General features: G+C 37.9%; 15 protein-coding genes and 2 pseudogenes. 3 read left to right on the top strand and 14 right to left on the bottom strand.

Annotated elements, in window-relative coordinates:
• Positions 1 to 33: 33 nt before the first annotated feature.
• Positions 34 to 2,155, bottom strand: a pseudogene (locus HPOKI112_RS04335) (GmrSD restriction endonuclease domain-containing protein).
• 135 nt (positions 2,156 to 2,290) lie between these two features.
• Here HPOKI112_RS04335 and glnA point away from each other — a divergent pair.
• Positions 2,291 to 3,736, top strand: a complete 1,446-nt coding sequence (gene glnA / locus HPOKI112_RS04340) for a type I glutamate--ammonia ligase (protein WP_025276054.1) — start codon at positions 2,291 to 2,293, stop codon at positions 3,734 to 3,736.
• Between the two features lie 353 nt (positions 3,737 to 4,089).
• Here glnA and HPOKI112_RS04345 read toward each other — a convergent pair whose 3' ends face one another.
• The 12 genes and pseudogenes from HPOKI112_RS04345 to HPOKI112_RS04400 form a co-directional block, all read right to left on the bottom strand.
• Entirely contained in the window at positions 4,090 to 4,260 is a 171-nt protein-coding gene (locus HPOKI112_RS04345; RefSeq protein WP_038416832.1) for a hypothetical protein, read from the bottom strand.
• Positions 4,261 to 4,494: 234 nt separating this feature from the next.
• Positions 4,495 to 5,259, bottom strand: coding sequence for a 4-hydroxy-tetrahydrodipicolinate reductase (gene dapB / locus HPOKI112_RS04350; RefSeq protein WP_025276945.1), 765 nt, complete (start codon positions 5,257 to 5,259; stop codon positions 4,495 to 4,497).
• Between the two features lie 22 nt (positions 5,260 to 5,281).
• Positions 5,282 to 6,661 (bottom strand): glycolate oxidase subunit GlcD, encoded by a 1,380-nt coding sequence (gene glcD, locus HPOKI112_RS04355; RefSeq protein ID WP_025276056.1) that lies wholly within the window; start codon positions 6,659 to 6,661, stop codon positions 5,282 to 5,284.
• A 1-nt stretch (position 6,662) separates the two neighbouring features.
• Positions 6,663 to 8,012, bottom strand: a complete 1,350-nt coding sequence (gene pgbA / locus HPOKI112_RS04360; protein ID WP_025309837.1) for a plasminogen-binding protein PgbA — start codon at positions 8,010 to 8,012, stop codon at positions 6,663 to 6,665.
• Between the two features lie 10 nt (positions 8,013 to 8,022).
• The gene (locus tag HPOKI112_RS04365; protein WP_023592077.1) at positions 8,023 to 8,649 is read right to left on the bottom strand and encodes a Uridine diphosphate glucose pyrophosphatase; all 627 of its coding nucleotides are present in this window, start codon (positions 8,647 to 8,649) and stop codon (positions 8,023 to 8,025) included.
• Entirely contained in the window at positions 8,649 to 9,869 is a 1,221-nt protein-coding gene (gene csd3 / locus HPOKI112_RS04370) for a peptidoglycan DD-metalloendopeptidase Csd3 (protein WP_025309838.1), read from the bottom strand. The genes HPOKI112_RS04365 and csd3 overlap by 1 nt, the downstream gene beginning before the upstream one ends.
• Before the next feature lie 203 nt (positions 9,870 to 10,072).
• Positions 10,073 to 10,159 (bottom strand): annotated as a pseudogene (locus tag HPOKI112_RS08245) (R.Pab1 family restriction endonuclease); the annotation flags it as partial.
• Between the two features lie 536 nt (positions 10,160 to 10,695).
• A complete protein-coding gene (gene gyrB / locus HPOKI112_RS04380) occupies positions 10,696 to 13,017 on the bottom strand; it encodes a DNA topoisomerase (ATP-hydrolyzing) subunit B (RefSeq protein WP_025276060.1) in 2,322 nt (773 codons plus the stop codon).
• 12 nt (positions 13,018 to 13,029) lie between these two features.
• Positions 13,030 to 14,154, bottom strand: coding sequence for a DNA polymerase III subunit beta (gene dnaN, locus HPOKI112_RS04385; protein ID WP_025276061.1), 1,125 nt, complete (start codon positions 14,152 to 14,154; stop codon positions 13,030 to 13,032).
• 56 nt (positions 14,155 to 14,210) lie between these two features.
• On the bottom strand, positions 14,211 to 15,278 hold the full coding sequence (locus HPOKI112_RS04390; protein ID WP_025276062.1) for a phospholipase A: 1,068 nt from the start codon (positions 15,276 to 15,278) through the stop codon (positions 14,211 to 14,213).
• A 14-nt stretch (positions 15,279 to 15,292) separates the two neighbouring features.
• The gene (locus tag HPOKI112_RS04395) at positions 15,293 to 16,621 is read right to left on the bottom strand and encodes a sodium-dependent transporter (protein WP_025309839.1); all 1,329 of its coding nucleotides are present in this window, start codon (positions 16,619 to 16,621) and stop codon (positions 15,293 to 15,295) included.
• Between the two features lie 10 nt (positions 16,622 to 16,631).
• The gene (locus HPOKI112_RS04400) at positions 16,632 to 17,960 is read right to left on the bottom strand and encodes a sodium-dependent transporter (protein ID WP_025276064.1); all 1,329 of its coding nucleotides are present in this window, start codon (positions 17,958 to 17,960) and stop codon (positions 16,632 to 16,634) included.
• A 229-nt stretch (positions 17,961 to 18,189) separates the two neighbouring features.
• Between HPOKI112_RS04400 and ybgC the strand changes: the two genes are divergently transcribed.
• Together ybgC and HPOKI112_RS04410 are read left to right on the top strand one after the other, a co-directional pair.
• On the top strand, positions 18,190 to 18,591 hold the full coding sequence (ybgC, locus tag HPOKI112_RS04405) for an acyl-CoA thioesterase YbgC (protein WP_001203786.1): 402 nt from the start codon (positions 18,190 to 18,192) through the stop codon (positions 18,589 to 18,591).
• Positions 18,581 to 18,841, top strand: coding sequence for an HP0495 family protein (locus HPOKI112_RS04410; RefSeq protein ID WP_025276065.1), 261 nt, complete (start codon positions 18,581 to 18,583; stop codon positions 18,839 to 18,841). The genes ybgC and HPOKI112_RS04410 overlap by 11 nt, the downstream gene beginning before the upstream one ends.
• Here the strand turns inward: HPOKI112_RS04410 and murD are convergent.
• On the bottom strand, positions 18,838 to 20,106 hold the full coding sequence (gene murD / locus HPOKI112_RS04415; protein WP_025276951.1) for a UDP-N-acetylmuramoyl-L-alanine--D-glutamate ligase: 1,269 nt from the start codon (positions 20,104 to 20,106) through the stop codon (positions 18,838 to 18,840). The genes HPOKI112_RS04410 and murD overlap by 4 nt on opposite strands.
• Position 20,107: the final 1 nt, after the last annotated feature.

Consider the following 20,107-nt stretch of genomic DNA (forward strand, 5'->3'; position numbering starts at 1 on the left):
TGATTATACTCTTTATTTTAATAAGTTGGGTTTTTATTGCCTGTTCCTACCACCCATCTGTTTTTCTAAAGCCTGTTTGATCAACCCCAAACAATAAGGGATATCCTCTTTTGTTTCTAGCTTGACTTCTATGTCCCCATTCCCCCAAATGACCCTTATTAGTCATATCCCTTGCCAGATTTTTTTCGTCTTGCAGTTCATTGAATTTTATATTTAAATACAATTTTAAGTCTTTGTTTTGCACAATAATATCCACAAAATTTTTGTCAAACTTATAAGAGATATAATCTTGATTAAAATTTTCAACGATCCTTTTTTCATCAAGAGCTTTAATCTCTTTGCTTAAAATATCAAATAATTCCCTTGAATGAGAACCAAACTTATAAGAGCTTAAATCATAAACCTTTTTTTCTTTCTTGGGTTTATACTTCTCTAATGTTTCTGCATCTAGATTGGGGTAAGTCCAAATCTTTAAAGCCCAATCCGCTAAATCATTAGCTCTTTTTTCAATCTTTTTTTCGTCAAAAGATTCCAAATCTTTTAAACTTTGATTGAGTCTCAACGGGCTTTGTTTGAAGCCCTTCTCCATATCTCTTTTTTCTTGGAAAGAATTGTTACTATACTCCTGGTTATAACCGGTTTTAGTAAGATTCCCTATTGTGTGGAGATATTTATCGTGTATTGCTTTAAAATTTTCACCCAAATCCCTTTTCCATTCTTCTGTGAGTATTTGAGGCATGATGTGTTCTATAGTGCATTCTTGAGTATCGACCGGCTCTTCTGTGTCAAATTTTTCTAACCTTTCAAGAAAGTATTTAGTTTTCTTTTTCTTTGTTTTATTTCGACCATAAAGTTCTTTCGTAATAAAAGAATCTTTAAATTCAAAATCGTTTGGAAATTTTTGATTCCCTGTTAGCGACCCAAAATGCTCCTCCACGCTTTTAAGGTATTGCTTTTTATCAATCTTTTTTGTAAAAGAGGGAAAGAATTTATTGAGTCCGTTGGAAGGAATACCGCACACCGCCCTTCTGCAAATATAGCTCTCTGTTAAATAGATAGTAGGGATAAAATCAGCCTTGGATAAAACCCCATCGCTATAATCGCTATAAAGCTCTAGTAATAGCGGATAGATCACATCCATCTCTAAATCCACCAAAAAACTTAAAGCCTTGTTTAAATCTTTATCGGCTTCTTTTTTGAATGCAATCTGGCAAAAATACCCGCAATATTTTTGCAAATCTTTTAGTAAATCCTCTATTTCTATCCCCTCTTTTTGCTGATAATCCTTGAAAGCTTCATAAACTCTTTTCTCATTGGGAATCTTTCCTATTTTGATCGTGAGATAATGCCGGACAAATTTATTAAACAAATCCTCTCTCTTACTCTGTTTCTCACTCTGTTTCTTACTCTGTTTAAAATCCTCCTCCATAGCCCTCCAATATTGATTATAAAAATCTTCTTGTTTTTCAACCTCTGTTTCCATTATGATATAGTTTCTGATCAAATCTGTTTGCGTGAGTTCGATACCTTTTGAGTTCATGCTCTCAAAAATAAGTTGAGGATCATCTTTTTCTTTCTTTAAAGCAATCCAAACTATCATGAGTTTTTCTAATCCTTTAAAAATCGTTTCTAGTTTGTCGGTGTTTTTACGGATCCATTCTTCAAATAATTTAAAATTTTCCACTATTTTTAACGAAGGCTCGCTCGGTTTTCTTCTGTCTTTATCAATCAAAGACAGCAAGGTGTCTTTATCAGACTCTGATAAGATGAGTCTGAATTTCTTATCGCCGTCCTTATCGCTGTTGATAAGATAGCTCTCTATTTTTTTATGCGAAAATTTTTCCAAGATTTTAACTTCATCGCTTAAGTGATTCCTTAAAGCGATAAACAAAAGCGTGATAGTAGTGAGCCTTTGTTGGCCGTCAATGATGAGTAATGGATTGTTAGAGTGCGTATTACCATCTAGCACATACAAAATAGAACCGATAAAATGCCCGTTCATCTTATCATTCCCACCAATTTTTATAATATCATCCCATAATTGTTCGCATTATTCCTTTTTCCAACTATACAACCTCTGATAGATAGGAATGACAAATTGATTGTTTTGATTTTCTTCAAAAAATCTTAATAGTGTGGCTTCTTTTGCTTCCATAATACACTCCTTGATTTAGCGGATTTTACCGCATGCATCTTAATCAAACTTGATACAGATTTTACTTTTTTACCCCATAAATGCTATAATCACCCCTATCAATCAAACTCAATTCATAACAATTAAAGGTAGTTAATGATAGTAAGAACTCAAAATAGTGAAAGCAAGATCAAAGAATTTTTTGAATTTTGCAAAGAAAATGAAGTGGAATTTGTGGATTTTAGATTCAGCGATATCAAAGGCACTTGGAATCACATTGCTTATTCTTTTGGGGCTTTAACGCATGGCATGTTTAAAGAGGGGATTCCTTTTGATGCGAGTTGTTTTAAAGGCTGGCAAGGCATTGAACACTCCGATATGATTTTAACCCCCGATTTGGTGCGTTATTTCATTGATCCTTTTAGCGCGGATGTGAGCGTGGTCGTGTTTTGCGATGTGTATGATGTGTATAAAAACCAGCCTTATGAGAAATGCCCTAGAAGTATCGCTAAAAAAGCCTTACAGCATTTAAAAGATTCAGGTTTGGGCGATGTGGCTTATTTTGGTGCAGAGAGCGAATTTTTCATCTTTGATTCCATTAAAATTAAAGACGCTTCCAATTCCCAATACTACGAAGTGGATAGCGAAGAGGGCGAATGGAATCGGGATAAGAGCTTTGAAAATGGCGTGAATTTTGGGCATAGACCAGGCAAGCAAGGAGGCTATATGCCTGTGCCGCCAACGGATACGATGATGGATATTCGCACAGAAATCGTGAAAGTCTTAAACCAAGTAGGGCTAGAAACTTTTGTCGTCCATCATGAAGTCGCGCAAGCGCAAGGCGAAGTGGGCGTGAAATTTGGGGATTTAGTGGAAGCCGCTGATAATGTCCAAAAACTCAAATACGTGGTTAAAATGGTCGCTCATTTAAATGGGAAAACCGCCACTTTCATGCCAAAACCCCTATACGGGGATAACGGGAGCGGGATGCACACCCATGTGAGCGTTTGGAAAAACAACGAAAACCTTTTTAGCGGCGAAACTTACAAGGGCTTGAGTGAGTTGGCGTTGCATTTTTTAGGGGGTGTGTTGCGCCACGCTAGAGGGTTAGCCGCTTTCACTAACGCTTCCACTAATTCTTACAAACGCCTAATTCCTGGCTATGAAGCCCCATCTATTTTAACTTATTCGGCTAATAACAGGAGCGCGAGCGTGCGTATCCCTTATGGGATTTCTAAAAATAGTGCTAGGTTTGAATTCAGATTCCCGGACAGCTCATCAAACCCCTACTTGGCTTTTGGGGCTATTTTAATGGCGGGCATTGATGGCGTTAAAAATAAGATTGATCCCGGCGAAGCGATGGATATTAACCTTTTCAAATTGACTTTAGATGAAATCCGAGAAAAGGGTATCAAACAAATGCCCCACACTTTAAGGCGATCGTTAGAAGAAATGCTAGCCGATAAACAGTATTTAAAAGAGGGTCAGGTCTTTAGCGAAGAATTTATTCAAGCTTATCAGTCTCTTAAATTCAACGCTGAAGTGTTCCCATGGGAGAGCAAACCCCATCCTTTTGAATTTATCACCACTTATTCATGCTAAAACAATGAGTGGGTTAATAATCCCGCTCTAAAAGTTTAGAATAAGGAAAAAATACCTTGTTCTCAAAAAAGTGGTTGGAAAAATTGATTTTCTTTGTTTTTTGGATAAGTTACTTAACGCTCTTTAATTTTTTAAAAGTGGGGTTTTAGTCGCCTTAATTTAAAATTTTATTTTATGGTAGAAATTTATTTTCTTTAAGGGAACAGAGAGTATCTAAAATAACACCCCTAAAAACCCAAGACCGCTTAAGAAGATACCACCTGACTTGGTATCAAGCTCTTTAATTCTTAATTATAAAAATGCTTTTAGTATTTTTTATCTTTTAAGAAACCCACCTAAAACCCAGTGCCGGTTTAGTCAGTGTGGTAAGGGCTATCAAAGTCTTTGGGCGTGTGGTGCGCTTCTTTCTCTATAACAGTGTCTTTTACGCAAGCAACACGCAAAGCGTCAAAATAAGTCTCAACGCTAGCGTAACCGCCGAGTAAAGAAGATCCAATGAACACGCTATTTCTAATGGTTTTCATTTTATATCCTTTTGTTTTAAAATTTTTAATAACTCAAATACTTTAATCATGTATTTATGGATAGTTAAGATTTAGCCACACAAGGCAAGATCAATCCTTAAAAAAACAAACCCTTCCAATACAGCTTGATTGTCAGCAATATCCCTTATAGCAGTAAAAGCCCTTTAATAAGGCTAATAAAGGGCGGTGATTTCATTATAGAAGCGTGCATCTATACAAAAAGAATTAAAACATTCAACCAAACATCTCGTTGATTTCATATTTTTTAGCGGCTTTATCCTTAAGCCACAGGGCCACTTCTAAAGCCCCTTTAGCAAAAATAGATCGGTTAGTCGCCGTATGGCTAAGCTCTATGTATTCGCCCTCTAAATAAAACCCTATCGTGTGCTTCCCAGCGACATCGCCCCCCCTTAAAGCGGCTATGCCAATGCTTTCTTTAGAGCGCAAACCTCCTCTGTGAGTGGTAAGAGCGCTTTTTTCATCATACCCCCTAGCCTTAGCGCAAGTTTCATACAAACTCAACGCCGTGCCGCTTGGGGCATCTTTTTTGAGATTGTGGTGCGTTTCTATAATTTCAATATCCGCATCTTTTAATTTCAAAGAAGTTAAAAAGGCTAATTGGTTGAGCATCATAATCCCAAGAGACATGTTGTGCGCGTGCAAAAGTGGCACTTTTAAGGCTAATTGTTGCATTTTTTCTAGCGTTTCCTTTTCTAAACCGGTCGTGCCAGAAACTAAAATTTTAGGGCATTCTAAAAGAGCCTCTAGCAGATTATCCACGCCTTTAGGTAAAGAAAAATCAATCACGCATTCGCATGCCCTCACAAACGCTTTTAAATCGTTGGTTACTAAAGGGGCATGCAAAAAAGAGCTGAAATCTGTTTCGCATTTTTGCCTGACAAACACGCTAGATAGCGCTAATCCCTTATAACCCTCTTTTAATTCTTCTAAAAGCAGTTTCCCTATACGACCGCTCGCTCCATAAACACCGATTTTCATGCGTTTTCCTTGCTTTTAAACCTTACAACCCCATTTTAAAAGGGTTTAAAATATTATTAGGATCGAGGGCTTTTTTAATATTCCTAAAAAGCTCCATTTCACTATGATTGAACGCTAAAGGCATGAATTTGGCTTTAGACAAGCCTATGCCATGCTCCCCGCTTAAAGTCCCCTCCAAACTAATAGCGGCCTGAAAAATCTCTTCCATAGCCTGATGCCCTTTTTCTAAATCCCTTTTAGGATCTTCTAGCATGATATTCACATGCACATTGCCATCGCCCGTATGCCCAAAGCAAGGGATTTTAAAGCCGTATTTCTGGCTTATTTTAGCGACTTCTTGCAACAAACTCGGCAAACTCGCCCTAGGAACGGTTACATCTTCATTCAATTTCTTTTTACCATAAACGCTAATACTTTGAGAAGCGTTACGCCTTGAAAACCACAGATCCTGCTCTTCTTGTTCGTTTTGAGCGATCTTAAAATCCACGCACCCATTGGCTTTGAAATGCTTTTCTATCTCATTGAGTTGCCATGCAATCTGCTCTTTAACCACGCCATCCACTTGAGTGATGAGTATCGCTCCAGCGTCTTTGGGTAAGCCTTTAGAAAATCGTTCTTCCACCGCTTTGATACTCAAATTATCCAAAAATTCCATCGCTACAGGCGTAACGCCGCTACTCATTGTCTTATAAACAGCGTTCATGGCGTCTTCAATATAGTTAAAAACCCCCATCGCGCTTTGTTTTAGAGGCGGTTTGGCTAAAAGCTTTAAAGTGATTTCAGAAATCACGCCCAAACACCCCTCACTAGCGATCATCAGCCCTGCAACATTAAAACCGGCGACATCTTTGATCGTTTTTTTGCCTGCCCTTATGATTTCACCATTCGCTAAAACCACTCTTAAAGCCATGACATAATCTTTAGTGATGCCGTATTTAGCCGCGCGCATGCCACCGGCATTTTCAGCGACATTCCCCCCCAAAGTGCTTTGACTCTCGCTCGCTGGATCTGGGGGGTAGAAGAGATTCAATTTTTCCACTTCGTTTTGGAAATACTTGTTAATCACGCCCGGCTCAACTCTAGCGATTAAATTTTTAGTGTCAATCTCTAAAATCTTATCCAAATGCTTTTCAACGCTTAAAACTAGCCCTCCGCTCACGCTCAACGCTCCCCCGGTAAAACCGCTCCCAGCCCCCCTAGGCACAACGATGATGCGATGCTCGTTGCAATATTTTAAGATCTGGCTGATTTCTTGCTCGTTTTTAGGGAAAATCACACCGCTAGGCAAATGCCTTTCTTTGGTAGCGTCATAACAATAAGCGTTCAAATGCGCTAAATCAGTGAAAAAATCCTCTCCCCCCACTAGGTTTTTAAAATATTGGATGTGTTGCTTCTCTAACATGTTATTTTTTACCCGCTTCTAGTGCCTTTCTTCGCTCTTCAAGCTCTTTTTCATCTCTTTCTTGATGCTCTTTGGCTCTTTGTTCAAATTCTCTCGCTCTTTGTTCGGCTTTGGCTTTTTTCTTTTCTTCTTTCAAGCGGCGTTTTTCTTCTTTAGAATTTGGTTTTTTCTCTTCTTTAGAAGCGTTGTTCTCTTTAGGAGCGTTTTGTTTTTCGCCTTGTTGGGTGGCGTTATTTTCATTACTTGGCTTTTTAATGGCTTCTTGATTGATTTCTTGCTCATTTTCTTTGGCATTGACTTTTTCATTGCCTTTATCCATTTCTAAAGCTTTTCTTCTTCCTTCAGTCTCTTTTTCGTCCCTTTCATCATGTTCTTTTTCTCTTTCTTCCAATTCCATAGCCTTTTTGGTGGCTTTGGCTTTTTTCCTTTCATCTCTTAAATAGCGCCTTCCTTCTTTAGCATCAAGTTTGCGCTCTGCTTTTTGGTAGTTTTTCTCTTCTAAAGTAGGAGCGTTTTCTGTGCCTTGATTGGCTTTTTTAGGCTCTTTAATGGCCTCTTGCTTGAACTCTTGTTTAATTTCTCTAGAATCAATCTTTTCTTCTCTCTTTTTAATCCTCACTTCTTTGCGTTTTTCTTTCTTCACTAAAGCGTCATAGTAAGCGAAGTAATTTTTAGACTGACTGCCTGAAAAAAGTTTCCCTAGCGTGCCTGCATCAATGCCCTCAACCCTAGAAAAAAACGGCGTAGAAGTTTTAGTAACACCGCTTGTATCCAGATCTCTTTTTTCTAAAATTTCAAAACTCTCACAGCTTAAAATATTGAGCGTGTTGGTGGTTACAATATAAATCACCCCCACGCTATAAACGTTGCACGCTTTCCTTAAATTAGCGATTTTTGGGTCAAACCCATTCAAAAAAGTAACCAACAAATCAGAACTAATAAAATTAATATCGGTGTTAGTCGCTCTGATTTGCTCATAGAGTTCATCATTAGGAGCGATTAAAAACGCTTGGTTGTTGAATTGCCTAAAATAGACTAAATCCCCCTTTCTAGCGACCATTCTTGGAGTGGGTAAATGGCTTTGTTTCATAGATTCAAACGCTCTGAATTTAGCCGTTGCGACGCCATTTTCAACGGCAATAATGACCACTTCAGAATTAACGATTTCATAATCTGAAAGTTTAGTAACGACAAAACCAAACTCCCCCACTTGCAAATCATGAGCCGGAAAACGAATGATTTTTTTAGGCAAATCCACAAATTCTATACTCACTCTTAAGGGTTCTTGCCAAGAGGCTGATTGCAAGCTTATAAAACTCATTAGAAGAAGTCCTATCAAAAGCCTTAACATAAAATTCCTTTTAAACATTTTTAAACTTTTTTAAATGCCATAAAATGGCTAAAGACAAGCCGGTGGTTTTAGCGTATTGAAAATCCATTATAAAATCAAAAGCTTTTGATCGCTCTAAAAACAGCACTTCAATCTTTTCTGTATCAATCCCCCCACCCTTTGAAACCTTCAAATTCTTATGCACTTCAGCGTAATAGAGCGTTTGCAAACTCCCGCTCAGCCCAGTCGCGCTATAAAATTGGCCTATGGTTTCTAAATTTTTAGGGCTAATTTGATAACCGCATTCTTCTAGTGCTTCTTCGCAAGCGATTTCTTCTAAACTCTTATTAGCTTTATCCACAAGCCCCGCACACAATTCATAAGTGTATCCGTCAATTTCATGTTTAAAATGAAAATGGCGTGCATAAATGGCTGGGCGGAATTGTTTCACAATCACAAAGCAATCGGATTCTTTTTCATAGAGTAAAACCGCCACGCTGTCTAAAGACTTAATAATATCCCATGTTTTCTTAGTATTCTCTTCATTATAATGCATGCGTTTTAATTCTATGAAATTAGAGCTAGAACAAGGCTCTAAATACACACTAGAATCATCTATTAAAGATTTTTGGTTGAAAGCGTTCTTAAAATAAGACATTAAAAACCCTCTAAAAGATAAAATGAATTTTTTTCAAAAGAATGGGTTTTCAAAAGTTCTTCTAATTTTTGCTTAGAATGCTGAGCTTTTTCTAAAAAAACCTCTCTTTGCTTGCCGTGTAATTTGCTTTTAGCGGTGCGGATATAGCCTAAAGGATTAATGGGGCGGGAGTTTTTATACACGCCAAAATGCAAATGCGGCCCGGTGCTTAAACCCGTGCTTCCCACTCTTCCTATGATTTGCCCTTTTTTAACGAACGAGCCTTTTTTCAACCCCTTAGCAAACATGCTCATGTGAGCATACACCAAGCGCAATTCATTCAAATGGATTTCAACCACATTCCCATACCCCGCCTTAACCCCTATAAAACCCACACGGCCATCTGAAGCAGAATGGATCAAACTGCCATGTTTAGCCGCATAATCCACGCCGTAATGAGGCCGCCTGACTTTTAAGACAGGATGGAACCTCCCATACGAAAAAGGCGAAGAAATGCGGGTGTATTTCACCGGGGTTTCTAATAAAAACCCTGCCACTTCTTGCGCTTTTGAGTCGTAATAGCGCCCGTTTGAATGGGAAAAAAGATAGTATTGGTGCAAACGAGAGCTAATCATGGCTATTTTAATGGTTGGTTGGCCAAACGCTTGCCCCACACGATAATCTCTTGTATAAACGATAGCGATTTTATCGTTTTTTGCTAAGCGTTTAAAAGGCACGCTTTTTTTATACGCGTTCATCAATTGGTTGGCTAAAAGGGGGTCATTGGTGGCTTTGACAATATCTTGATAGGGCGAAGTTTGTAAAGAAAGAAGGAGGGTTTTTTCTTTACGAGTGAAGATAATGGGGATAAAGTCTAAAAAATAATCCTCCCCTTTTTTGTAAATATGGATTTGTAAATCCTGGCTTATAGGGATAAGGGCTTGAATGAGCGTGTTGTTAGCGTCTCTTAAGGTGTAGTAGGTAACATTACTTTGAATTTCAGCGCTCAATTCTTTATCTTGAGAGCTCAGGTTGTAGTAGAGTTTTTGAGGGATATGGTTTTTTTCTAAAAACCCTAACAGCGTGAGTTTATCCCACACAAGCCTTTCACCCACCAAAAGAGTTTGCTTTTTAGCCATTCCATCGGCTTTTAAAAGAACCCCATAGGATAAATGGAATAAAAAAGCAACCATTAAAGAATAGATAAAATTTAAAATAATTTTCTTATGAAAAAATACCATGCAGTCGTTTAATGCCTTCAATTGAATCTGTATTTTATTAGTATAACATAAGCCATTAAAGAAAAACGATACAAGTTTAAAGCCTAACCTTGTTTTTATAGCTTTATGAAGCACGTTTTATTGATGCATGGTGGTTTCTCATAAATGGTTTTATCCCGTCTTATAGCGTTGGATATTTTCTTTTTAATCAATCCGTATCATTGTCAATTTTGAAGTATTTTTTCTAAAATCTTTAACACATCGTTATGGTGCGCTTGACTTAAAAGTCCAAAAATTTTAAGCATTTCTAAAAGTTAAAAAATGCTTTTTAGTATTTTTTACAATCCAATAATCAAAGAGCTTGTGTGGACAAGCGATAATTTTATTCAATCAAAATAAGCCTTTTTTGATTAAACCTCTTGACTTCTCTCTCTCGTATAATGTAACAAATATTAAAAGGAGGCATGGTGGCTACGACTATCAGTTTGAAAAAAGATCATCTCATTAAAAAAAGGATTGGTGGGGTTTTCTTGGACAACTTTATTTTTTGGTTTTTTTGTACCCATTATCAGAGGCGATGCAAGATGGGCGATAGTTATGGTGGTTGTTACACTCTTTACTTTTGTTCTATCCAATATAGTATTTGCATTTATCTACAACAAGCAATACACAACCAAACTTTTAGAAAGCGGTTACGAACCCACCGATGAATACTCTAGGGGTATCTTGCGATCAAGGGGTATGATCGCCTAGCGGTTTCCTGCACTCAATAACAAGGCGTGTAATAAGCCCCTAAATTCACGCTCTCTCGCTGATTTAAATGTTTAGGAGTGGCGATTAAAATCCCTTACACATCTAGCTGTTTCACATCTTTAGCATGCGCTTGGATAAAGGCTCTTCTAGGCTCCACTTCATCGCCCATGCAAAGCGAAAAGACTGCATCAGTTTTTTCCAAATCTTCAATTTTGAGTTTGATTAAGCTGCGGTTTTCTTTATGCATGGTCGTTTCCCATAAATCATTAGGGTTCATCTCACCCAATCCCTTATAGCGCTGGATATTCGCTCCCTTTTTAGCGTGATTTTCCACTTCTTCTAAGAACGCCAAAATATCCTTATTTTCCAAGAAATCTAAATTATACTCCATAAGTTTTTGGTAGGTGTAATGCGCTTCTTCAAACAACACTTCTTTAAAGAGGTTGTCATCTAGGTTAAATTCCACCAAGCCCTTAGGGGTTTGCGCGTGCAAATGCAAGCTTTCTTCAGTGGCAAAAGAGCGTAAGATCTGATAATTCAAGCCCTCTAATTTTTCTAAAATGCTTTTTTCTAAAACTTTCATATCAAGGCTTAAAGCGTCCTTAGTCTCAATCAAAAAGCGTAAAATTTCTAGCAAATTGTAGCGTTTTTCTAATTCCAAAAGCGCATAGCGGTAATGGCGCACCACTTTTAACAAATTCATCAAATCGTTCTTGCCAATCCCTTCAATATCCACCGAATTGATGCCATGCTCAATTAAAAAATGATCCAAAGCGACGCTGTCTTTAAGATAAATTTCTGTCTTGCCTTTCTTGTATTTGTAAAGAGGGGCTTGAGCGATATAAACATGCCCTTGTTCAATCAGCGGGCGTAAATAACGATAGAAAAAAGTCATCAGCAAGGTTTGGATATGGCTCCCATCCACATCAGCATCGGTCATGATAATGATTTTATGATAGCGCAATCTTTCTATATCAAAACTCTCTTGAATGCCACACCCAAAAGCCGTGATCATGTTTTTAATTTCTTCTGATTTTAGGATCTTTGACAAATGGCTTTTTTCCACATTTAAAATCTTACCCTTTAAGGGCAAGATCGCCTGGAAAACCCTATCGCGCCCTTGTTTAGCGCTCCCGCCCGCGCTATCGCCCTCCACTAAAAAGATTTCACTCTCTAAGGGGTCTTTACTCTGGCAATCGGCTAATTTTCCAGGCAAGGTGCCGACACTCAAATTATCCTTTTTCCTTGTAAGCTCTCTGGCTTTCTTGCTGGCTTCTCTGGCTTTTGCGGCTAGTAGGGCTTTATTAGCGATGATTTTGGCTTCGTTAGGGTTTTCTTCTAAAAATTGATGGATTTTGTCATAGACTAATTTTGAAACCAACGCGCGCGCATACGAGCTACCGAGTTTGGATTTAGTCTGCCCTTCAAACAAAGGCTCGCTCATTTTCAAGCTCACAACAGCGATCAACCCCTCTTTAATGTCTTCAGAGATGGGGCGCGACTCTTTGGTTTTAATGTTATTGTCAATGTATTGTAAAATCGCTTTAGACAAGCCCATTTTAAAGCCCGCCTCATGCGTGCCGCCCTCAGAAGTTTTAATGTTATTCACAAAGCTTAAGGTGTTTTCATTATAATCATCAGCATACGCTAGAGCGACTTCTATAGAAGTGCGCGTTTCTTCGTCCATGCTTTTAAACGCAACAATGGGGGTGAGCAATTCTTTTTTAGCGCTGTCTTTAACGAATTGTTTCAAGCCGTCTTCATAGAAATAAGTCTCTTGCAGTTGGGTTTTTTCTTCTTTGAAAGAAATTTTTAAGCCATCATTAAGATACGCCATTTCTTTGAAGCGTTTTTGCAAAATACCCGCTTGAAATTCAACGACTTCCATCACGCTTTCATCAGGGAAAAATTCAATAGTCGTGCCGCTTTCTTTAGCGCTTTTGGTTTTGCCAATGATTTCAAGCTCGCTAATGGGGATACCCTTTTCAAACTCTTGGCGATAGATTTGACCCTCTTTTTTAATGGTCATAATCAAGCGTTTGCTTAAAGCGTTCACAACCGAAACGCCCACGCCATGCAAACCGCCTGAAACTTTATAAGTGTCATTATCAAACTTGCCCCCCGCATGCAAAATCGTTAAAACCACAGTGCAAGCGGGGATTTTTTCCGTGGGGTGAATATCTACAGGAATACCTCGCCCGTTATCTTCTACGATGCATGAACCCTCATCAGTCAAAGTGATATTAATCGTATCGCAAAAACCCGCCATGCTCTCATCCACAGCGTTATCCACGACTTCATACACCATGTGGTGCAACCCACCCACATTAGTATCGCCAATATACATTCCAGGGCGTTTCCTAACCCCCTCTAAGCCTTTTAAAACCTTAATACTATGGCTCTGGTAATTTTGCATTCAAATCAGCCTTTATAATGTGATTGGCATCATCAAAGTGGAAATTTTAGCGTTCAAGTGGCTTTGCTTTTCATCAAGAGACTCTTGGATCAAAAAAGGCGAAGAAGGTTCATTGCATTTTAAAACAAATTGCGTTGTCCCTAAAGCGTTTAAGGCTTCAAGGAAAAATTTAGCGTTCACGCCCAAATGAAAGGCTTTTTCAATATCCAAACCTTTTTCAATCTCAACAGAGGTTTTAGCCGTTTCGCTATGCTCAGAATCCAAAGATTCAAACAAAGCGTTGTTTTTTTCTAAAGTGAGTTTAATGGTGGAGCTTAAAGAACTGCATAACTTAATGCTCTCTTTAAATTCTTCCTTGCCTAATGTGAAAGAAGAAGTGTATTCTTTAGGGAGGATTTTTTGATAATCAGGGTAATTCCCATCAATGAGCTTGGTGAAAAAAGTGTGCGTTTCGTTTTCAATTACCGCTAACATGCCATCGCTTTTAAAACTGAAATTTTCATAAAAAAGCTTAAGGATTTCTAATAAAGCTCTTTTAGGTAAAATGCAAGAAATATCTTCTTCAGTGGAATTTATAGAGACTTTTTCTAACTGCGTGTAAGAAAGCCGTTTGGTATCCGTGCCTACTACTGAAAGGGTTTGATGCTTTTGATTGAATTGCATTAAAATACCGGCTAATTCCCTTTTGTGGCTGGTTTGCTCAATCACAGGAGCGATCTTTTTAAACGCATCTATTAAAAAGGGGGCATTGACTTCTAAACTCACTTTGGGATCAATAACAGGGAATTCAGGGAACTCATCAGCGTCAAACATGGGGAGTTTGAAAGAGCTTTTATTTTGTTTGATCACCAAGCTGTCATCTTTAGTCTCTAAAATAATGTTAGAGTCTTTTAAACATGAGATAATATCCAAAAACTTTTTCCCATTGATCGTGCCTACGCCCTCTTTATCGCTAGATTGCGTAAAAATATAGCTTTTTAGCCCAATATCGGAATCGCTAGCCTTTAAAAAAAGCTTTTCTTTAATGACTTCTAAATGGATGTGTGAAGCGATAGAAGAAGCGTCCTTTTTATCCAAAAAAGCTTGCAAGTAGCGCAAAGCATTTTCTAACTCGTTTTTACTAACACTGATTTTCATAGCTGAATAATCCCCTTGAATTTTTGGTCTTAATTATAGCATAAAAGAACGCTTTTTTAAGGGTTTAAGCGTATTCCTACCCCTATACGATTGGAAAAAACATCGTATTCATATAAGCCATCGCCATAGCCGTTAAACCACTGCGCATAAATCCCCACAAAAGGGTTAATGCGATAGGTATAGCCTAAGCGGAAAGCTCCATGCCAGCGATCATAACGCCAGTATTGCGTGAAAATATCATAAAGTTGCAATTCAAAATGATGGCGCCCTCTCCTGTAATCAACTTTAGCGTTACCATACCCCATATAATCAATCAAATTAGGGTTGGATTGATCATAAGGGACATAGGGCCAATAAGCGACCATGATTTTTAGGCCTCCCTTTTCCCACACCAAACGAAACACAGGGCGTTGCCCCGCGCTCACAGAGCGACACCCTCCCCAGCGCACGTCTTTTTGCCCGTTATAATCTTTAACGATTACAGGCCCTCCTGGGAATTGGTTTTCAGGATTACCTTCTTTATTAAAAGGCTGATAACATTGCGCACCTCCCACGCCATTAGAAATGTGTTGCCAACCTATCCAAATCTCAGAAAAGTTCCCTATTTTACCCCCAAAAGGTTTAAAATTAATAGGATAAACATAAATGAGTTCAGGCATGAAATTCATCATTCGCATGGGAGCGGATTGGGGGTTATTGTAAATTTGAAACCAGTTAGTTTGGGTATAAGCCAGATAAAGCGTGCCTTTAGTCCAAAGAATATGCCTAAATACAGGCACTCTAAAACTGATTTGGAACTTAAACTCATTGCGTTGATACGGGTTGATATTGGGGTGGTACCATTGAAAAATGGGGGTGAAACTATGATAAAAAGGCAGAAAGTAAGTGCCTAGATAATCCATCATGTTTAAATATTTTTTAGCAAAATCCACCCAAGAATGTTCTTTGGGGGCTTTTTGTGGAGGGAGATACCAAGAATTGGACAAATCGTTTTGCGTTTTAATGATGTGCAAATCCTGTTTGCGCAAATAGTAGTTATAATCCACCTTAAAATTATCTTGTGAAAATTTTTTGCCTTCTAATTGGCAAACTACAAAAATCATAAAGAGCAAAATGCTTTTCATCAAGTATCTTTATTTCACTTAAATTGCAAGATGAAAATCGCTAAAATCACTACAGGCGCGATAAAACGAACGCTAAAATGCCACGCTTTAAAAGCGTTTGCGTTAAAGAAATGCTTCGTGGCTAAAAAAGAGCGCTTTTTATTTAAAATCCATCCTACAAACAAGACTGAAAACAAGCCTCCCAAAGGCATTAAAAATGAAGAAGTGATGAAATCTAACCACCCAAACACGCTCTTATGAGCAAAACTCAAAAACTTAGCGTATCGTTCATTCATAGAAAGAATGACTAAAACGCCTAAAACATACACAACAACCCCTATCCATAGCGACGCCTTAAGGCGTGAGAAATTAAAACGATTGATGAGATAAAGCGCTAAAGGCTCTATCAAAGAAACCGTAGAAGTGATCCCGGCAAAAACAAGTGCCATAAAGAAAAAGAGCGAAACGATCTGCCCACTCATGCCCATTTTAGCAAAAGTCAAAGGTAAAGAAATAAAAACAAGCCCCGGCCCTTGAGACACATCTGCATGGTATTCAAACACAAAGGTGAAAATCATCACCCCGGCAATCAAAGAGATTAAAATACCGGGCAAGACAATAAATAAAGAGCTTTTGAATAGATTTTCTTTTTTGGGCGTGAAAGCTGAATAAGTAATAATCGTGCCGACCCCCAAACTCAAAGAAAAGAACATCTGCCCTAAAGCGTCCATAACAACCTTAAAATCAATCTTTTGAATCTCAAAATTAAATAAAAAGTGCAAAGCTTTAGGCATGCTTTCTAAAGTCATCGCATAGATTAAAAGCCCTATGAAAATCACAAACAATAACGGCATCAGCACGACATTTAATTTTTCAATCCCCTCTTCAATCCCCCTAGAAACAAACCATATTGTCGGCAATAAGCATGTGCTAAAGCCAATAACAGGCCAGATTAAACTGCCATTTTGGAGCATGCTAAATTGCATTTTAGCTTGCTCTAAATCTTTAGGCAAATCAAAAGTTACTACAAAAAGATAGTAAAGCACCCAGCCTAACACCACCGCATAAAAGGATAAAATGAGAGGGCCGCCTAAAATAAAAAAAGAAGTGAAAGGGTAGTATTTTTTCCTTTTAGGATCTAAGATTTGATAATTAGAAACAACATCTTTTTTACCCAAATTCCCAATCAGCATTTCCACTAAAAGCATAGCAATGCCTAAACTCAAGGTTAGCACCAGATATAAAAGCACAAACGCACTCCCCCCATTATGGCCTACCATATAAGGAAAGCGCCAAATATGCCCTAAACCGATAGAGCTACCCAAAGTGGCTAAAATAAAGCCTAATTTAGAAAATTTTCCCATGCCGAATATTTTAATAAATCTTGCTCAACCAAATGGAAAACACAATTAAAGGGGTGATGTATTTAAGCAAGAAATACCAAGTTGCAAACAATTTAGGGCCTAAAAAGTGCACGCTCAAAAGACGCAATTTTTCTTTTTTCAAAACCCAGCCCATAAAAATAAAGGTTGCCATCCCGCCTAAAGGCATGATAATGGTGCTTGAGGCAAAATCCAACCAATCAAAAAGACTTTTTTCAAAGAAAGTGAGATAGTCTTTATAATCCTTATGGAGCGAGAAAATCAACAACACGCCTACGATAAAAATTAGTGCTACAAGACCCCAAGTAACCTTAAAACGAGAATATTGATACCTTTCGGTAAGATACATCACGCTTGGCTCTAATAAAGCCACCGTAGAAGTGATACCAGCAAAAGCGAGCGCGAGCAAGAAAAGAATTGAAACAAGAATGCCTATCGCTCCCATTTGGCCAAAAACCACCGGTAAAGAAGTGAAGATCAACCCTGTGCCTTGTGAGACATTCGCCCCATATTCAAACACAAAAGTGAAAATCATAAGCCCTGCCACAAGAGAAATCAAAATCCCTGATAAAACCACCCAAATCGTGCTTTTAAGCAAATTCTGCGTTTTATCAGTAACCGCAGCGTAAGTGATATTGATCCCTAAACCGATACTTAAAGAAAAGAAAACCTGCCCCAAGGAATAAGTGAACACTTGAGAGGTCAAATCTTTTGGTTTGAAATCAAACATGAAATGAAAAGCTTTAGAAAAAGAATCCATGCTCATCGCATAAAAAAGCAAACCAAAAAAAGTAGCAAAGAGTAAGGGCATTAAAACCAAATTGAGTTTTTCAATGCCTTCTTTAATCCCCCTAGAAACAATCCATCCGGTTATGAATAAAACGCTAAAAAGCCCTATGGATTGTAACCTTATAGACTGCAAAGTTTGAGTAAAAATTTGTTCAGATTCTTGGATATTGTTAGGCAAATTAAAACTAACACTCACTAAATAATAAAGCACCCAGCCTAAAATCGTGCCGTAAAAAGTCAGTATTAAAGGCCCAGAAATAAGCAAAAGCCCTGCGTATTTCCAGCGTTTTTTAGGGTTAAGGTCAAGCTCTTTAAAAGCTTCTATTACATTTTTTTGCGTGCTTTGTCCTAATAGCATTTCAGCGATAAACATCGCCGCGCCAACGCTTAAAGATAAAAATAAAAACAATAAAACAAAAGCACCCCCACCACTCACCCCAGTCATGTAAGGAAAGCGCCAAATATGCCCTAAACCTATCGCGCTCCCTAAAGCCGCTAAAACAAATCCTAATTTAGAAAAATGATTACCCATTCTTAACTATCAAACTCCTTATCAATGATTAAAATTAAGGAGCTATGTCCTTAATCGCCCAACTATTGCTGTATTAGTTTTTTAAAATCTTTAAAGATCTTAAGATTTAAGGAAAAACCCACTTCAAAAATACCTAAAAAATATAGAGCAATGCCCCTAGATTATACTATAGTTAAGTTACATATTGTATAATTTTAAGAAAAATTCATTATTCAAGTAAGGGGAATTAATGCGCTGTAGGGTATATTACGAAGATACCGACTCTGAAGGCGTGGTCTATCATGCGAATTATTTGAAATATTGCGAAAGGGCTAGGAGCGAGTTTTTTTTTAAACAAAAGGTCTTACCCGAAAATGAAGAAGGCGTGTTTGTCATCCGCTCCATCAAAGCGGATTTTTTCACCCCTGCGAGTCTTGGGCAGGTCTTAGAAATAAGAACACAAATTAAAGAATTAAGAAAGGTTTTTGTGGTGCTTTTTCAAGAAATTTATTGCATCCAAAACGCTTCTTTAGAGCCTATGAAGCCTTTTAAAGTTTTTGCTTCAGAAATCAAGTTTGGCTTTGTCAATCGCTCTACATACAGCCCTATTGCCATTCCTAAATTATTTAAGGAGCTTCTTAGTGCCGTCTGATTCAGAAAAACCCACTATCATTTACCCTTGTCTTTGGGATTATAGGGTGATTATGACCACTAACGATACAAGCATGTTAAAAGAACTTTTAGAAACCTACCAACGCCCCTTTAAATTGGAATTTAAAAACACTTCTAAAAACGCTAAATTTTATAGCTTTAATGTTTCTATGGAAGTTTCAAACGAATCAGAACGGAACGAGATTTTTCAAAAAATTTCACAATTGGACGGAGTGGTTCAAACGCTTTAATCCTTTAAAACAAACGCTTTAAATTTTTCACCCCTTTCTTTATACGAAGAAAATTGATCCAAGCTGGCCGCGCTGGGTGAAAGCAAAGCGATTTCATTTTGCGATAAAACGCTTTTAATTTCTTGAACCGCTTTTTCTAACTTTAAACAAACCTGACAAGAAACATTAAATTCTAACGCTAAAGCTTGGATGATAGAAGCGCTTGATCCTATGGCATAAAGGCTTATTTTATAGTTTTTAAACTCTTCAAAAAGGGGGGTTAAATTGACCCCTTTAATATCGCCCCCTAAAATCAAATGGATTTTTTGGTTTTTAAAGGTTTTTAGGGCTTGTAAGGTGGCATCAATGTTCGTGGCCTTGCTGTCATCTACCCACAAACGCCCTTCTTTATCCCTAAATTCTTCCATTTTATGCGAGCCGATTTTAAAAGCGTTCAACCTTTTAAAGGCGTTTTCTCTATAATCTTGCCATTTTAAATTCTTTATTTTTAAAAATTGCTCATAAATTAAAAGGGCTAAAGCCGCATCTAATAAAAACGCTCCCTTAAAAAAAAGGGCGTTGGAAGGGATTTTTAAACGCTCTAAAACCTCTTCGCTTGTGTCAAAAAAGATTTTTTGCGCTTGCGAGTTTTGAATAATGGGGTGTTCTTTGAATTTTAAAGGGAGGATAGCGAGCGAAGTTTTAGGCATCAATGTTAAAACCTTGAGTTTAGCGTTCAAATAATTTTCAAAATTGCAATGCCAAGTCAAATGATCGGCTTTGACATTGATGAGCAAGTAGATTAAAGGGTAAGCCTTATTCGTGTAATGCAAAGAAAAGGAGCTTGTTTCTAGCACCCACAAGGGCGATTGTTTTTCAAACAATTCAATCAGGGGCGTGCCGATATTCCCCCCACTCACAGCCTTAAAATCTTCTAAAAGCATGGTGAGCATTTCGGTCGTGGTGGTTTTCCCGTTAGTGCCGCTAATACTGATTATAGTGGGCGTGAAAACAGAATCAAACAAGCTATCAATATAATCGTATTCGCTCACTAAATGCTTGGCTTTTATGACTAAAGGGTGCGTGAAACTAATGCCAGGGCTGACTACCTCTAGTTGGGAATCATTAGGGTTAAAATCCTTACTGGGGTAGCAAAGAAAACCCTCTCTATCCTTAAAAAATGAGGTGAATTGATCATCAAAAAATTTGACTTCGTTATGGTTTTTTTTAAAAAAACGCCCCAAAGCTAGAGTGGTTTTTCCATGCCCCAATAAAGAGATTTTCATT

The sequence above is a fragment of the Helicobacter pylori oki112 genome (assembly GCF_000600085.1).
GTDB classification, from domain to species: Bacteria; Campylobacterota; Campylobacteria; order Campylobacterales; family Helicobacteraceae; genus Helicobacter; species Helicobacter pylori_CY.

Excerpts from the sequence above, each read along its gene's own strand:
- pgbA (WP_025309837.1), bottom strand. The coding sequence starts at position 8,012 with ATGTTAAGGCTTTTGATAGGACTTCTTCTAATGAGTTTTATAAGCTTG.
- glcD (WP_025276056.1), bottom strand. The coding sequence starts at position 6,661 with ATGTTAGAGAAGCAACACATCCAATATTTTAAAAACCTAGTGGGGGGA.
- dapB (WP_025276945.1), bottom strand. The coding sequence starts at position 5,259 with ATGAAAATCGGTGTTTATGGAGCGAGCGGTCGTATAGGGAAACTGCTT.
- glnA (WP_025276054.1), top strand. The coding sequence starts at position 2,291 with ATGATAGTAAGAACTCAAAATAGTGAAAGCAAGATCAAAGAATTTTTT.
- HPOKI112_RS04400 (WP_025276064.1), bottom strand. The coding sequence starts at position 17,960 with ATGGGTAATCATTTTTCTAAATTAGGATTTGTTTTAGCGGCTTTAGGG.
- HPOKI112_RS04365 (WP_023592077.1), bottom strand. The coding sequence starts at position 8,649 with ATGTCTTATTTTAAGAACGCTTTCAACCAAAAATCTTTAATAGATGAT.
- HPOKI112_RS04395 (WP_025309839.1), bottom strand. The coding sequence starts at position 16,621 with ATGGGAAAATTTTCTAAATTAGGCTTTATTTTAGCCACTTTGGGTAGC.
- ybgC (WP_001203786.1), top strand. The coding sequence starts at position 18,190 with ATGCGCTGTAGGGTATATTACGAAGATACCGACTCTGAAGGCGTGGTC.
- dnaN (WP_025276061.1), bottom strand. The coding sequence starts at position 14,154 with ATGAAAATCAGTGTTAGTAAAAACGAGTTAGAAAATGCTTTGCGCTAC.
- murD (WP_025276951.1), bottom strand. The coding sequence starts at position 20,106 with ATGAAAATCTCTTTATTGGGGCATGGAAAAACCACTCTAGCTTTGGGG.
- HPOKI112_RS04390 (WP_025276062.1), bottom strand. The coding sequence starts at position 15,278 with ATGAAAAGCATTTTGCTCTTTATGATTTTTGTAGTTTGCCAATTAGAA.
- gyrB (WP_025276060.1), bottom strand. The coding sequence starts at position 13,017 with ATGCAAAATTACCAGAGCCATAGTATTAAGGTTTTAAAAGGCTTAGAG.
- HPOKI112_RS04345 (WP_038416832.1), bottom strand. The coding sequence starts at position 4,260 with ATGAAAACCATTAGAAATAGCGTGTTCATTGGATCTTCTTTACTCGGC.
- csd3 (WP_025309838.1), bottom strand. The coding sequence starts at position 9,869 with ATGGTATTTTTTCATAAGAAAATTATTTTAAATTTTATCTATTCTTTA.